The 14,768-nt window shown below is 43.3% G+C and carries 14 protein-coding genes; 6 read left to right on the top strand and 8 right to left on the bottom strand.

Annotation, left to right across the window (positions count from 1 at the left end; all coding sequences use genetic code 11):
* Positions 1-39 precede the first annotated feature (39 nt).
* Entirely contained in the window at positions 40-288 is a 249-nt protein-coding gene (locus tag V7O66_RS07360; protein ID WP_406659659.1) for a hypothetical protein, read from the top strand.
* Positions 289-355: 67 nt separating this feature from the next.
* Here V7O66_RS07360 and V7O66_RS07355 read toward each other — a convergent pair whose 3' ends face one another.
* Entirely contained in the window at positions 356-955 is a 600-nt protein-coding gene (locus V7O66_RS07355) for a 30S ribosomal protein S3ae (RefSeq protein ID WP_406659658.1), read from the bottom strand.
* A 438-nt stretch (positions 956-1,393) separates the two neighbouring features.
* Here V7O66_RS07355 and thiM point away from each other — a divergent pair, with 438 nt between their 5' ends.
* Together thiM and thiE are read left to right on the top strand one after the other, a co-directional pair.
* On the top strand, positions 1,394-2,179 hold the full coding sequence (gene thiM / locus V7O66_RS07350) for a hydroxyethylthiazole kinase (protein ID WP_406659657.1): 786 nt from the start codon (positions 1,394-1,396) through the stop codon (positions 2,177-2,179).
* Positions 2,180-2,261: 82 nt separating this feature from the next.
* The gene (gene thiE / locus V7O66_RS07345; protein WP_406659656.1) at positions 2,262-2,918 is read left to right on the top strand and encodes a thiamine phosphate synthase; all 657 of its coding nucleotides are present in this window, start codon (positions 2,262-2,264) and stop codon (positions 2,916-2,918) included.
* A gap of 98 nt (positions 2,919-3,016) precedes the next feature.
* On the opposite strand, the gene V7O66_RS07340 is transcribed toward thiE, so the two are convergent.
* On the bottom strand, positions 3,017-4,525 hold the full coding sequence (locus V7O66_RS07340; RefSeq protein WP_406659655.1) for a serine--tRNA ligase: 1,509 nt from the start codon (positions 4,523-4,525) through the stop codon (positions 3,017-3,019).
* 457 nt (positions 4,526-4,982) lie between these two features.
* Between V7O66_RS07340 and V7O66_RS07335 the strand changes: the two genes are divergently transcribed.
* The 3 genes from V7O66_RS07335 (at position 4,983) to V7O66_RS07325 (ending at position 7,497) form a co-directional block, all read left to right on the top strand.
* Positions 4,983-5,849, top strand: coding sequence for an anti-sigma factor (locus V7O66_RS07335; protein ID WP_406659654.1), 867 nt, complete (start codon positions 4,983-4,985; stop codon positions 5,847-5,849).
* Between the two features lie 135 nt (positions 5,850-5,984).
* Positions 5,985-6,899, top strand: coding sequence for a ketopantoate reductase family protein (locus V7O66_RS07330; protein ID WP_406659653.1), 915 nt, complete (start codon positions 5,985-5,987; stop codon positions 6,897-6,899).
* 4 nt (positions 6,900-6,903) lie between these two features.
* Positions 6,904-7,497 (top strand): uracil-DNA glycosylase, encoded by a 594-nt coding sequence (locus V7O66_RS07325; RefSeq protein ID WP_406659652.1) that lies wholly within the window; start codon positions 6,904-6,906, stop codon positions 7,495-7,497.
* 6 nt (positions 7,498-7,503) lie between these two features.
* Here the strand turns inward: V7O66_RS07325 and V7O66_RS07320 are convergent, their stop codons facing one another.
* From V7O66_RS07320 to glmU (V7O66_RS07295), 6 genes are read right to left on the bottom strand one after another with little or no spacing between them, the layout of a single operon-like run.
* The gene (locus tag V7O66_RS07320) at positions 7,504-7,737 is read right to left on the bottom strand and encodes a KEOPS complex subunit Pcc1 (protein ID WP_406659651.1); all 234 of its coding nucleotides are present in this window, start codon (positions 7,735-7,737) and stop codon (positions 7,504-7,506) included.
* 2 nt (positions 7,738-7,739) lie between these two features.
* Positions 7,740-9,071 carry a DHHA1 domain-containing protein gene (locus V7O66_RS07315; RefSeq protein WP_406659650.1) on the bottom strand — a complete coding sequence of 444 codons (1,332 nt, stop codon included), beginning with the start codon at positions 9,069-9,071 and terminating at the stop codon, positions 7,740-7,742.
* Between the two features lie 36 nt (positions 9,072-9,107).
* Positions 9,108-10,316 carry a bifunctional sugar-1-phosphate nucleotidylyltransferase/acetyltransferase gene (gene glmU, locus V7O66_RS07310; protein WP_406659649.1) on the bottom strand — a complete coding sequence of 403 codons (1,209 nt, stop codon included), beginning with the start codon at positions 10,314-10,316 and terminating at the stop codon, positions 9,108-9,110.
* The gene (gene glmM, locus V7O66_RS07305) at positions 10,313-11,614 is read right to left on the bottom strand and encodes a phosphoglucosamine mutase (RefSeq protein WP_406659648.1); all 1,302 of its coding nucleotides are present in this window, start codon (positions 11,612-11,614) and stop codon (positions 10,313-10,315) included. The genes glmU (V7O66_RS07310) and glmM overlap by 4 nt, the downstream gene beginning before the upstream one ends.
* 52 nt (positions 11,615-11,666) lie before the next feature.
* Complete coding sequence (gene glmS / locus V7O66_RS07300) at positions 11,667-13,499, bottom strand: glutamine--fructose-6-phosphate transaminase (isomerizing) (protein ID WP_406659647.1); 1,833 nt, start codon at positions 13,497-13,499, stop codon at positions 11,667-11,669.
* 12 nt (positions 13,500-13,511) lie between these two features.
* The gene (gene glmU / locus V7O66_RS07295) at positions 13,512-14,729 is read right to left on the bottom strand and encodes a bifunctional sugar-1-phosphate nucleotidylyltransferase/acetyltransferase (RefSeq protein ID WP_406659646.1); all 1,218 of its coding nucleotides are present in this window, start codon (positions 14,727-14,729) and stop codon (positions 13,512-13,514) included.
* Between the last annotated feature and the right edge of the window lie 39 nt (positions 14,730-14,768).

Here is a 14,768-nt window from a genome sequence, read left to right as displayed (position 1 = left end):
TATTGGGTAAGTGCAGGATTTTTCAGGAGGAGATTCTAAATGGATGCAGATCTTGAAGATATGGACGAGATTGAAAAACTAGTTGCTGAGGATGATGATTCCGAAGAGATGATGCAGGTATGTCCTGTGTGCGGTAGTCCTGATCTATATTATGAGACTGGGGGGGTTGAAGGACTCTATCATTGCAAATACTGTGATTATATCGGCTCCTTTATAATCGATGCCAACGAGGAAATGGCTCGTATGATTCGGAAGGAATACGATAGCGAAGCTCGTAATACAGCATGAGCTTGCAATAATAATTGAAAGTAAAAAAGATAGTTTTGGTATCACAAGAGTGATACCGAAAATAGATTTAAGCTTCTACAGCTGGTGCAGGGACCTTCTTGACTTCTGTCTTTCTGATCTCTACTCTTCTGAGTGGATAGATTGACTTTGAGTTCCTGTATATGTTTGCGGAAAGCTTTCCAAGGATCGCTTCTTCAACGAACTGTTCGAATGTGAGTTCGGATGCGCGTGTCCTGACGATCTTGCCCATTACTTCCCTGATAGCCTTGATCTGACTTGTTCTTGCTCTCTTTACTGTAAAGCAGATTGGCTTGACTCTGATGATATATCCGTCCTTTGTCCTTACATCGAGGTTTGTGTCAATCCTTGAGGTCTGACGCTTTACAATTGAGCGAAGGTAGTCTGTTGTGATCTCGTGACCTAGGAATCTGGTGCTTGCAACATCACCGTTAACTGCGTCGATCTCGAGTTTGAGCTTGGTGTTGTGCTTTGTGAAATCGTTAGCTATCTCACCAACGGTTGTTTCAACAATACGGCCGACCAGCAGTTCTGGATCCTCTGCAGGAGTTACTCCGATATTTGTCTTGCTCATAAAAGTTGGTGTTTCAACGTTGTACCATGTCTTAGACTTCCACTTGTCTAATTTTCTCTGTGTTTTCCTTGCCACGTAATTCCTCCGATGATTGTGATATGATGAAATATGTTATGATAATATGATTATTGTAAGTGTTCAACTGCGGTCATTATGAAACAGTATATACTCTGTAAATTGGCTCTCTATACTATGCATGTCTATATATAAATAAATCGGTTAGATTCAAGATAACGAAGAAATGATCCCGTATGGACGAAAATATATCAAAGGCTATGGTGTGCCTCCTTAAATCCATATTATCCTACCCTAGGGGCTATGAAATTTGATGTATTGACGAGAGCGGTCTAAAAACCAATTGATTTTACTTTATGAAAAGGTATTTAATCTAGAGTTTCTATAAAGATTTATTCACAATTGTGAAAAACAATCTGCTTAAATACAAATTATCGTAATGGTGGGAGTATTAAACAGTAGATAGAAAAGATAACTATCTGATTCGGGTAGATTACAATGAAAGAAGTACTAAAAACAATAAGAGGAACGAAGCCATTGGTACATCACATTACCAACTGGGTAACTATCTATGATTGTGCCAATATGACAAGAGCATTGGGTGCGCTTCCTGTAATGGCCCATGCACCGGAAGAGTGTGCCGATATGACTGGAATATCCTCTGCACTTGTGCTTAATATAGGCACCCTTACAACTGAGCTTATCGATTCAATGCTGATCTCCGCAAAAGCTGCAAATGAAAAGAAGATACCCATAGTACTTGATGCCGTAGGTGTTGGCGCAACGAAGTTCAGGGATGAAATGGCTGCAAAGATACTTGACTCCGTTAGTATTGATATTATCAAAGGCAATTACTCCGAGATCGCAAAACTCGCAGGTGAAAGTGCTCAAACAAAGGGAGTCGAAGCAACCTCAATTGATGCTGATCCCATAAAGCTTGCAAAGGAGTTTGCACTGGCAAGATCATGTACTGTGGTAATGACCGGAGTTGAAGATGTAGTAAGTGATGGTGAAAAGACCTTTGTGGTGAATAATGGTCATGAACAGATGGGTTTACTTGTGGGTACCGGTTGTATGGCTGCATCAGTGATAGCCTCATTTGCCTCAGTAAGTAGCAACTACGCTGAGGCTGCAAAGGATGCGCTTTGTTATTATGGAGTTGCCGGGGAACTTGCGGCGAAAAAATCAAATGGTCCGGGAAGCTTCAAGCAGAACTTCTATGATGAGATGTTCAACCTGTCTGATGAATTGGCAATGTACAGGATGGATTTCAAAGAGTGTTAATCTCAATCCAAACAACATATAAACACAGCTAAAAATAGCTGTAAATATGTTGTAAATATAAGTGTACATATAAGGTGTAATTATGGATGAGCAAAAAAGATCCCTCTTGGAAGACATTGATTTTTATCTTGTAACAGATTCCGGTCTCTCAAAAAAAGGCACTTTGTCAGACGTGGAAGATGCCGTTAGATCCGGATGTAAGATCGTTCAGTATCGTGAAAAGAACATGTCTACAAAGGAAATGGTTTGCGAGGCATCCCGTATAAAGAGTATTTGCGGTAGCAAAGCCATATTTCTTGTCAATGACAGGATAGATGTTGCTCTGGCGGTGGATGCAGATGGTGTTCACATCGGCCAGGATGACATGCCCATTGATACTGCAAGAAAACTTCTTGGTCATTCCAAGATAGTCGGTCTTTCAACCCATAATGTTGAGCAGGCAATAGCTGCTGAAAAAAGCGGTGCTGACTACATTGGCCTTGGTCCTATATTCAACACTTCAACCAAAAAAGATGCAGGGGATGGGGTGGGTGCTCATATGATTCGGAAAGTAAAGGATGCCATCAACATTCCTGTAGTTGCCATTGGCGGTATAAATAAGGAGAACTGCCTGCCTGTAATAGAGGGAGGTACTGACGGCCTGGTTGCAATTTCTGCTGTTGTATGCAGCGATGATGTGAAGAAAGAAACAAAGGATTTCATCGATCTCATACTGAACACAAGATCGGAAACAGTTTGAATTCTCAACAAAATAATTATTAAAAAAACAGATATTTTCAGGAGTGTATCTCCTGAAAATAATACTAATAACAATTGATTTTTTCTTGTAAAAAAAGATTACAGGAACCTGACACCTTCAGGTATCTTTCCTACTCTCTTTCTGAATTCTTCCGGCCAGTTCTCAGGGTCGAGTCCCTTTTGTGCAAAGAATGCGGAAGCCCATCTCTCAAGACCTACGCCGGAGCAGCCTGACCAGAGTTCCTCTCCGGACTGGGATTTGACGTTAAATCCTGATGGGTACTTGTTACCGTTGACACTGACGTTCTGGAACTCCAGCCACTCAGCTTCTTCGCCACGATAGGGCAGTACTGCTTCATAGTCAGTGGTGCCTGCTTCTGTCTGCTCAGAAACACCTGTGAGTCCTTCCTGTGCCATGAACCATGGAGTTACCCATGCTTTTCTCCATTCCAGATCAAGTATCTCATTGAATATGTGCATGTATCGGTCATGCAGCTTATTTGCAGCCTCAATGACCTGTTCTTTAGTTCCTGTCCAGACGATCTCTATCCTGTGGAATTCATCCACACGCTCCATGCCATGTATTCCGCCACTCTCGTATCTGTGGGAGGTGCCAGACCTGTCGAAGACCATGATTGGGAATTCATCTGTGGGTATGGTCTCACCCTGCAGGTATGCCCAGAATGGTGGGCACTGTGCATAACACATACCACCTATAGGGTCGCCTATCTTCTCTTTGATCAGTGCAGTTGGTACCTCGTGGGTTACCTTGTAATGATCAATGACCTCTTCCCAGTATTCAGGGTCACGGGTCTTTGGTGGGCAAACGTAGTAGATCTCAGGGTAAACACCCTTGGCATGTCCGGATTTCTGCCAGACCTCCCAGGGCACAAGTTTAGGGAATATCATTTCCCTGTAACCAAGTGGCTCAAGTAATTCTTCAAGAACTATCTTCTCAAATGTCCTGAACATCTTGGTAGATTGCGGTCCATGCACCCACTGTCCACGACTTGCTCCTCTCTTGATCCATCCGGCTTCCATCATAGCCTTGGTTGGATCCTCTGAGAATGCATGCTCTTTCTTTTCACTCTGCCAGAGCACATTCCAGTGTTCTGTCTTTCCGCCGTAGGATAGCTGTTCGATCTTATCCTCCATCAGGGTAAGTATCCTGTCAGGTATGCGATTTGACATTGCAGCTTCATCCACATCCAGTACAAGCTTGATGGCACCGGCATCGTAGCTCATCTCTGTGACATATGGTATCTTCATTTCTGCAAGAGCTTTTTCAGATGGAACTTCAATGGTAAATGATTCAACCTCGATGCCACGTATGCCAATCTTGAATTCCTTTCCAAGTTTTCCTGCAAGTGGCTTTCTCATGCGGAGCATTGCATCGTGTACACGCACATGTCTGCCTGATTCCACGTTGAGCTTGATTCTGTCACCTTCAATGCTCCACTGCGTAACCTTTGCTCCCTGACCTTCGGGTGCACCCTTTGTGAGTATTGTCTCATTAGCCTCATTAATAAATGCACCAACAACATCAGCAGCTTTTGTTGCATCAGTGCTTGTCTTGAGTGAACATTTTAATTCGAACTTTAATTCCATTGTAATTCCGTTCCTTTTGATGATGTGATTATTAGGAAATTTGAATAGATATTTTTGCAAATACTGTATTTTCCTTGTGCTTAATCTATGCATGATATATCTTTTGATAATTAAGAACTTCTATTGCCGTTCATTGCAACAATGTTCTATGACGCAACATATTAAATTTTGTGCGAATAGTTATGTGGAAGTTTATAAACTGATGATTGATTCGGAATCTATAAGTAATTCTGTTAACAATTTTTTATTGGGGTTGTTTACATGATGCTTAGTGAGGCGTATATTTTAATGTAAAGTTACATTCGATGCAATATCAGCTTGTTTCAGTATCAGTGCAATTGTTTTACTCCGGTAGGAAGCACTCGATATCTTGTATGCGAATATACGTCATGTAGCCTCCCTTATCTGAAAGTATGGGTGGAGTGCCCATACTTAAACCGTGAACGAAGGGGAAAATATGAACAAATTATATGCAACAATTTTGTTGTTTTGTGTAGTCCTGGCATCTTTATTCGTTGCCGGATGTGCTGAACCAGAAGAAGCTCTGGTTTCGGTTGTGGAGCTTGATTTTGATGGATTGGATCCATTAGAAGAGGGTGTTTACGAAGGCTGGGTAATAACCGGAGAAGAGAAACTTAGCGTTGGAACATTCAACGCAGGTGACGAAATATCATTCGATGTTGGTCAGGACCTGAGTTCAGCGGACCTGGTAGTTATTACCATAGAACCTGAAAATGACGCTGATGCGGATCCAAGTGGCATTGTGATATTGGCAGGCGAACTGGAAGGTGGAATGGCTGAGCTGGAATTCCCACTCGATCTGTCCGAAGCTACAGGAACCTATATACTGGCAACACCCACTAACGGTGCTGATACTGATGAAGCCAGTGGTATCTGGTTCTTGCAGCTCCCATTGCCTCCAACACCTGGATTGGACCTGCCGGAATTGCCTGATGGCTGGGTATATGAAGGATGGGTTGTCAATCAGGGTCAGCCAATTACTTCAGGAAGATTCACAGCTGTTGATGAAGTGGATTTCTTCGATGACTATAGCAGTGTGGAACCAGGTCCTCCATTCCCTGGAGAAGATTATCTCGTTAACGCACCTGAGGGCGTTGTCTTCCCAATAGATCTTGCTGATGGTGAAAGCCTGGCAGTGATATCAATAGAGCCTGATATGGATGGTGTAGACCCAACCGGTGCTTCTCCTTTCCAGATCAAACCTCTTATTGGTAAGATCCCATCTGGTGCCATGGACCACGTTAATTATCCAATGGACCTGAGCCTGGATTCTATTCCATCAGGTGTCGCAACAATAAGTTAAGGTAAATTGTGTGCTGCTGCTATTTTTAAAGCAGCACTTTATTTTTAGTATGATTCCATTTGAACATCTATTCCAGGGTTCAATAGTTACTGTTTAATAGAAAAACCCATTACTATCAAAAAGCGAGGGAATCATATGAATGTTCTAATATTAGGTGCAGGAGCGGTAGGTCTTTCACTTGCTGCTAAGCTCTCATCTGTCTGTGATGTGCATGCCGTATGTCGGGAAAGGCATGCTGAAAAGATCAGGTCGGAAGGCTTCAGGATGACTGGAATATGGGGTGAAGCTACATACAGTTTCAGCTGCTCGGAAGATGTTCCTGATAATATTGATTTTGATTACATTTTCATTGCTTCCAAGTCAACTGCAACTGAGTCTATTTGTGAGCAATTCAAAGATGTTGTAAAAGGCCGTGAGGTCATCAGTATGCAGAACGGTCTTGGCAACGAGGAGATAATTGCAAGATACACAGACCATGTGATAGGCGGCACCATCATCACCGGATTTGAATGGAAGGGCGATGCGCAGATTCACGTATCAGTTCAAAGCGGTCCAATGAATCTTGGCAGATTCCCTTCAGGTCTGGATGAAGGAGTCATCCGGCTGGCTGAGCTTGTAAAGAATTCCGGTATTTCTGTTGAAGTTACAGAGAATATAAAGACCTCGATATGGTCCAAGGTGCTCTATAATTCTGCTCTCAATCCACTTGGTGCCGTTATGGGTGTGCCTTATGGCAAACTCAGTAATGCTCATGCATGGCAGATCATCCGCAATATCGTAGAAGAGGCCTTTATGATAGTAGAAGCTGAAGAAGTACCGCTTCCCTGGATAAGTGCGGAGGAATATCTCAAATACCTGCATGATGTCCAGCTTCCGAATACGGCTAACCATCATTCATCGATGTTTCAGGACATATCTTCAGGAAGGAAGACTGAGATAGATTTCCTTAATGCTGCAATTGTCAAAAAGGCAGAAGAGTTTGGTCTCAAAGCTCCTTACAATTCCTTTATCTCAGAGCAGATACGCTTCATGGAAGACCTTCAGGCATGATACTATGAGTTCTGCAGATTTTACATTAAGTTCTCCCCGTGTTATCGAACTGGTGAATGGGGGTATTTCCTATATCGAAGAAGAGATCTTGCAATGTAACAGCTGTGCTCTTCACGAAACTGTTACGAACAAGGTCATAGGTAAGGGGTCTGAAAGTCCAAAGGTTGTTTTCATAGGTGAGGCTCCGGGCAAGAATGAAGACGAGACCGGCATTCCTTTCTGTGGGCGAGCCGGTAAGAACCTGGATGAAATGATAGATTATATGGGTCTGTCAGAGAATGATTACGCGGTTATAAATACAATAAAATGCCGCCCGCCCAACAACCGCAATCCGCACGTAACTGAGATCAATGCCTGTAAGACTTTTCTTCTGGCACAGATAAGTTTGCTGGACCCAAAAGTAATAATCCTTCTTGGTAACACTGCTGAGAAAGCATTTTGCAAGAATAGGAAACTGGATTGGGGTGTTGCAGAAAAAACCGATGAAGGTAATGTGGTTCTTTTAAAATTGTTCCACCCGGCAGCTCTTATATACAAACGCTCCAGGATAGATGAACAAAAATCACTGATCGATGAGAACAGACCTTTATGGGAATAGTTGTGGCTATTCCTTCAGGTTTTCTAATACTTCTTCTGCAACCTTTGCATTCATGAGAAGGTCATCCATGGTTGCGATAAGTGATGTGATCTTTTCAGTTTTAATATGTATCTTAGCACTGGATTCTGATGTCTCGGTTTCCATACTGCTAAGATTGTCGGGTGCAAGTGATTTTGCGATTCTCTCTGCAATATAGGGAGCATTTTCATCCCTGAATTCTATGGTGCTGCGTATCTTCATAATCAAGCCTCGGTTTTGAGCTGTTCTGCAACTATTTCATCAACCTTTTTGATGAACTCTTCTGCTGTACCGGGGGGTATTGCAGCTCCTGAGGCGACATTATGCCCTCCGCCATCTCCGCCAACAGAATTGGCAGCTTCACGAAGCGCAAAGGAAAGGTCAAGTCCATTCTCTACAAGTGCCCGGGTTCCCCTTGCGGATACTTTTACAATGTCGTTTACTTGATTAATTGCCACAAAAGGCATATCGGGACTCATATATCTTACAACCGTACTTGCTATCATTCCGGTGGCTTTCATGTCTTCTGCGATCAGATACCATATGCTCTGGCCATGTTGCAGTTTGTCCGTTGCGTTATTGATATTTTCCACAATTGAACGATGGTATTCGATAGCCATCTCATGAGCTTCTTCCATGTGGGTGCTGTCTTTCATGCATATGGATAGTGCCATACCTGGCTTATCCATTCTTCCGCATGTGTTCATTATGGCAACCATGTCATATACATTTTTGACAAGCTCGTATTCAAGGAAATAGACATCCCCTATTGCAGCATCAATGGCTTCAGGACTTGCGTTCTTTGCAAGTTTGAGTGCAACAGCGGATGTCAACTTTTTCGTATCGTCATCTGAAAGTTCCTGCACATTTCCCTTCAGGTCAAGAATATCCAGGAATTCGTTGATTTTTTCTGGATTTCCTGTTATGTCCAGGTAAGGCTCCGGTGTATGCTCCAGGACTTTTGCAATAGCTCCGTCTCCCACCTTCAGTCCCTTGTGTATGGATATTACTCCGGCTTCAACCGCTTCATCAAGTATGCTTCCATTAACGGTATCCATCAACTGTTTATCGCCAACTGCACCTGCGACCGCAAGTCCTGCAAGGTCAACATTATCTTCATCCATCTCCTTTGCGACCAGATAGCAAACGCCTGATGCTGAGATATGCATTGCTCCGTCGATTCCCGTGAGGTGTGGGTTCACAAGAACCTTTGCAGGTGAATCGCCCACAGGCACATGGTGGTCGAAAATAAGCATATCGTTGCTGATGGCGGATATGTATTTGGTATGTCCGCTTCCCATATCACAGAAGATGACAAGGTCTTTATCTTCCACAGTTTCGATAATACTATCAACAACTGCACCATCAAGTCTTGGAACGATAGTCAGGTGAAAGTGCAAGCCCTTTCTCATGAGTGCCTGGCAGATTATACCTGCGGATGTTAGTCCGTCTGCATCATTATGGGATATGACGCGTGCATGATCATACTGCTCTATTGCCTCGGCAGCCTTTCTTGCAAGTTCTTTCAGTTTCTGGAGCTCTATATTAAAGATCAATTGCATCACTCAGTGAATCAAAAAGGAAAAAGTACCTTAATTAGTTTTTCGGAGGCCCTTTACAACTTCCCCGGGATGGGTGTAAGTTCCAGCTTCCATTACAGTTCCGACATTGATACTTGTATTGATGCCTGTGTGGACATCATCGCCCATGATGACTCCAAGTTTCCGTCTTCCAGAATCTACCATTTCACCTTTTACAGGACAGCGTATGTTCCTTCCGTCATGGCGCAGATTGGCAACCTTTGTACCTGCACCGAAATTGCATTTCTCTCCAATGACACTATCTCCCAGGTAGCTGAGGTGTCCTATCTTGGTACCGTCCATTATGACACAGTTCTTTACCTCAACAGCATTTCCAATGTGAACATCATTGCCAATCGTTGTGGATGCGCGTATGAAACAATTTGGCCCAATGTCACAGTTTTCCCCGATTATGGCAGGTCCTGTGATGTATGCACCATTGCGTACGATGCTGCCCTTTCCTACATGTATGTTCCCGTTCAGGGTGGCATATGGCTCTATGGTTCCCTCATGCTTTGCATCAATGTTCTCGAGCAGAATCTTGTTTGCTTCAAGCATATCCCAGGGTCTTCCAACATCAAGCCATTCACTGTCAAGTAGTTGATAGCCGACATTGTATCCTTCATCTACCATCATCTGCAGGGAGTCGGTTATCTCAAGTTCGCCTCTGCTTGACAATTCGGTTCTTTCAATGAAATCAAAAATAACCTCATCAAAGAGGTAAATACCTGCATTTACAAGATTGCTTGGCGGTAACTGGGGTTTTTCGATTATCCTGATAACCCTGTCCTCTTTTGTTTCGATGACTCCGAAGCTGGAGGGGTTCTCCACTTCCTTCACAGTTATTATAGCATCATTTTCCCTTGACTGGAGTCTTTTGATATGCTCGGACCTTACAAGCATATCGCCGTTGAGCACAATGAATTTGCCGTCGACATGCCCTTTGGCATAAGCAATAGCATTGGCAGTTCCGAGCTGTTCTTCCTGGTGCACATATTCAATGTTAATATTGAGGTCGCTGCCATCTCCAAAGTAATCCATGATGGATTCTTCACAATATCCTGTAATGATGACAAATTCCAATATTCCTGCATCAACTGCCTCGGATATTGTGTGCTCTATCATGGGCTTGTTGGCTATGGGTAGCATCACCTTTGGCTTTGAGGCGGTGAGTGGCCGCATCCTGGTGCCTTCTCCGGCTGCAAGGATAACGGCTTTCATTTAAGGCTCTCCTTAACGATATTCTCGGCCATGGAGTAGAGCTCCTCGATATTATCCTTTGCCTGGGCTGTGATCCTGATCTTAGGTTCTGTTCCGGAAGGCCTTACAAGTACCCATCCGTTTTCCATTTCAACACGAACTCCGTCAATATCGGAAACTTCTCCCATAGTTCCCATTTTTGACTTGACAGCTTCCATGACCTGTGCTTTTCTGGAATCCTCGCATACAATGGTGTCCCTGAGAGTTGGGAATTCTGGTAGTTCATCCCTGAGTGCACCCAGCCTTTTTTCCTGAACTATCTCAACAAGTCTGGCAGTTGCATATATGCCGTCGGGACAATAGGATATTCTTGGGAATATCCAGCTACCGGATGGCTCTCCACCAAAATCAGCTTTGATCTCTTTCATCTTCTCGGCAACATAGACATCGCCGACCCTTGTGCGGATAACTTCAGTACCAGGGAGTGCATCATCCACTATCATAGAAGTGTCCACAGGTACTGCGAGTTTTGACCCTTCATTGCACTCGTAGCGTGCAAAGATGGCAAGCATCTCGTCTCCTGAAATAAATACACCGTTCTCGTCAACTGCCATCATGCGGTCAGCGTCACCGTCTTGTGCAATTCCAAGATCAGCTTCAAATTCCTTAACCGCCTTTTTGAGCAACCCCAGATTTTTATCGTTTGGCTCGGGGTTACGTGCCGGGAAATGCCCGTCAAGCTGTGCATTCAGTGTAATTACCTCACATCCTATCTCTCTTAACAGGAATGGTGTGATAGTACATCCTGCTCCAGACCCGCAATCCACCACGACCTTGAGTTTAGAGTCGGAGGAATTTTTCCGAATCATATCCATATGGTCACGTACTGCATTTTCGTAAGAAGTGATGTTTCCAACCATATTCCATTTGACAGGGGCAAAATCCTCTTTTTCTATAATATCTTCGATCTCTTCCTGTTGTGTGGAATCAAAGGCCATGCCATCCGGATTCCAGAGCTTGATGCCAACATATTCCGAAGGGTTATGTGATGCTGTGACCATTACGCCACAATCATAGTTCCTCGCTGCATAGGCAAGTGTAGGTGTGGTAACAACTCCCACACGCACCACATCGCAACCAGCAGATACAAGTCCTGAGATGATGGCGTGTTCTATCATTTCGCCTGCAACCCGGGGGTCTCTTCCTATGACTGCTTTCTTATTTGATCTGCCAAGGGCCAGTCCTACCTTCAATGCAAGGTCTACTGTGACATCCTTGTTTGTAATACCTCTTATCCCGGATGAACCAAAAAGTTTCATTTAATAAGCCTCTTAATAATCTTAATAAATACGTTAGAGTTCTAGTCTATAATTATTCTACTGTTACACTCTTTGCCAGGTTCCTGGGTTTGTCAATGGAACAACCTCTTGCAAGTGCCGTGTAATATGCAAGTAATTGCAGTGCCACAGAGGATAGTACAGGTGCTATCATTTCGTGTGATGTGGGTATTCTCAGCACAATATCTGCATATTTCTCTATCTCAGTATCATCTTCATCTGCCACAGCGATAACATTTGCATTTCGAGCTTTTACTTCCTTGATATTGCTGAGTACCTTGTCGTAAGTATGTCCCTTGGTTGCTATTGCCACAACCGGTGTATCTTCTGTGATAAGTGCGAGAGGCCCATGTTTAAGCTCTCCTGCGGCATACCCTTCAGCATGTATGTATGATATTTCCTTGAGTTTCAATGCAGCCTCAAGTGCTACTGGATAATTGAGGTACCTGCCAATGAAGAAATAGTCTCTCTTATCTGCAAACTGCTCGGCACATTCTTTGATCGCATCTTTCTTGTTCAGTATTTTCTGGATCTGGCCGGGGAGTTTTTTCAGGCTTATTATCAGTTTCTTCGCATCGTCGGGACTGATCACCTTACGGCTTCTACCAAGGTATATGGCAAGCATGTATAGTGTGATAAGCTGAGCTGTAAAGGTCTTTGTCGCAGCAACGCCTATCTCCGGTCCTGCGCGGGTGTACAGCACACTGTCAGATTCCCTGGTGATGGTACTGCCTACAACATTTGTAATGGCAATGCTCCTGCATCCATATGATTTGGAACTCCTGACCGCAGCCAGCGTATCGGCAGTTTCTCCTGACTGTGTGATAGCTATGGTGAGTTCCTCCCCACAAAGTACGGGATTGCCATATCTGAACTCGGATGCGGTCTCAATATCCGTATGGATCCCTGCGAGTTTCTCGAACAGGTATTTTCCAAGAATACCTGCATTCCATGAGGTTCCGCAGGCTATAATTGTAGCCCTGCGCAGGTTCTTTATCTGTTCCTTGCTGAGGTAGAGTTCATCCAGCCTGACATTTCCTTCAAGCTCCAGTAATTTACCTGCAAAGGTGTTCTGTATCGAGGTGGGCTGCTCATGTATTTCCTTTAACATGAAATGTTCATATCCTGCCTTTTCAGCAGCCTCGAGGTTCCATTCAACGGTCTCGACATCTTTTGTTAAGGAATTACCTTCAAGGTCAAACACATTTATTTCGTCTGAACTAAGGGTGCCAATCTCGTTGTCGTTAATGTAAATAACATCTTTAGTATACTTCAAAAAAGCAGTTACATCAGATGCAGCGTAATTACCATCCTCTCCTATTCCCAGAACAAGAGGGCTGTCCTTCCTTGCAAATACCATCCTGTCCGGTTCATCATTACAAAGAGCTGCAATGGCATAAGACCCTTCCAGACATTTGATTGTCTCCTTCATTACTGATAACAGGTCTCTTTTTCCGTTATCAGCATTCATTTTATGGTGAAGCATGTGGGCTATTACTTCTGTATCTGTATCAGATTCGAACTCATATCCCTGGGTAATCAGTTTTTCCTTGAGTACCATGTAGTTCTCAATGATTCCGTTGTGTACAACAGATATGTTTAAGGACATGTGTGGGTGAGCATTCCTCGTCTCCGGTTTGCCGTGCGTGGCCCATCGTGTATGTCCGATTCCTATGCATGCATTGAGATCATCAGGTAATATTGCTTCAAGTTCTGCTATTTTGCCAACTGCCTTATACGTTGCAAGTTCCCCATTGAGTATTGTAATTCCTGCAGAATCATATCCTCTGTATTCCAGTTTTTTTAATGAATCAACCAGAATTGGTGCAGCCTGATTCTGACCTGCATATCCTACTATTCCACACATATTTTTCCCTACTTATATGGCGATAGAGTTTTCCTGAAGGTTTTCAGTTATCTTATTGCCCGAATTAACTTTACAATTGGTCGAGATCATTGTTCCAGCTTTCACAAATACATTGCTTCCAATCTCTGTATCATCACCTATCACAGTACCAAGTTTGTCTGCGTGATGTAGGGTTTCTTCAAGCTCTATCATCAGTTTTTCCTTTTCCTCAGTGATAAAATTGGATCCAATCTCCACATTGCTTCCTATAATGGAGTTTGATATGCTTGAATGGGTATTGATACGTACATCCTGCATTATTATGCTGTTCTGTATCTGTGTGAAGGATGCTATGGATACATTGTTAGATATGCTTGTTGAAGGAAGTATTACTACATTTGGTCCGATATCACAATTATCTCCAATTATGGCTGGTCCTACAATATAACACCCGGATCGTATGGTTGTATTGTTTCCGATGGAAACATTACCCTTTACAACGGCACCGTCTTCCAAAGTTCCTTTTTCCAGGCTTTCTTCAAGGTCTCCAAGAAGGATGGGATTTGCTTTAAGCAGGTCCCAGGAATGCGCCGCATCGATCCATTCTGAATTGGTATTTGCCATTATAACATCCATGCCACTGTCTATCATTATCTGTAATGTATCGGTTATGGCATACTCTCCCATTGCTGTTATTGGTGTCCTCTCTATCAGGTCGAATATCATTGGGTTTAGCAGATATGTTCCTGTATTTACAAGGTTACTGACCATACTTTCCGGCTTTTCCACGATTCTTTCGATATATTTGCCAGTGGTCAATACAACACCATATCCTGTGACATCCTCTTTTTTACATACAAGGACAGTTGCATTGCCACTTGCTTTTTTCACAAGGTCGCTGATAGCTTCTGTTCCGACGATATTATCGCCGTTCAGTACCAAAAAATCGTCACCATCGGGCTCTATGAGTTTTCGTGCCTGCAGAATTGCATGGGCAGTGCCTATCTGGGCCTTCTGTTCGATGTATTTGATATTTGCACCAAAACGTACTCCGTCTTCAAAATGGTCCATGATACGTTCTTTTTCATAACCAACTATCAGGATTATGTCATTGATATCGTTTTTAGCCAGAGCATTGATAACGTGCTCCAGAATGGGTTTGTTTGCCACGGGTAACATTACTTTAGACCTTGTAATTGTTAGTGGCCGGCACCTTCTCCCTTCTCCGGCTGCAAGGATGATAGCTTTCATGGAGTATAATGCTCTTTATAACAATTTATATCTTACCTT

The sequence above is a fragment of the Methanolobus sp. ZRKC3 genome (assembly GCF_045291275.1).
Taxonomy (GTDB): Archaea; Halobacteriota; Methanosarcinia; order Methanosarcinales; family Methanosarcinaceae; genus Methanolobus.
The sequence above is the reverse complement of the archived record's forward strand: the minus strand, read 5'-3'. Positions and strand labels throughout refer to the sequence as shown.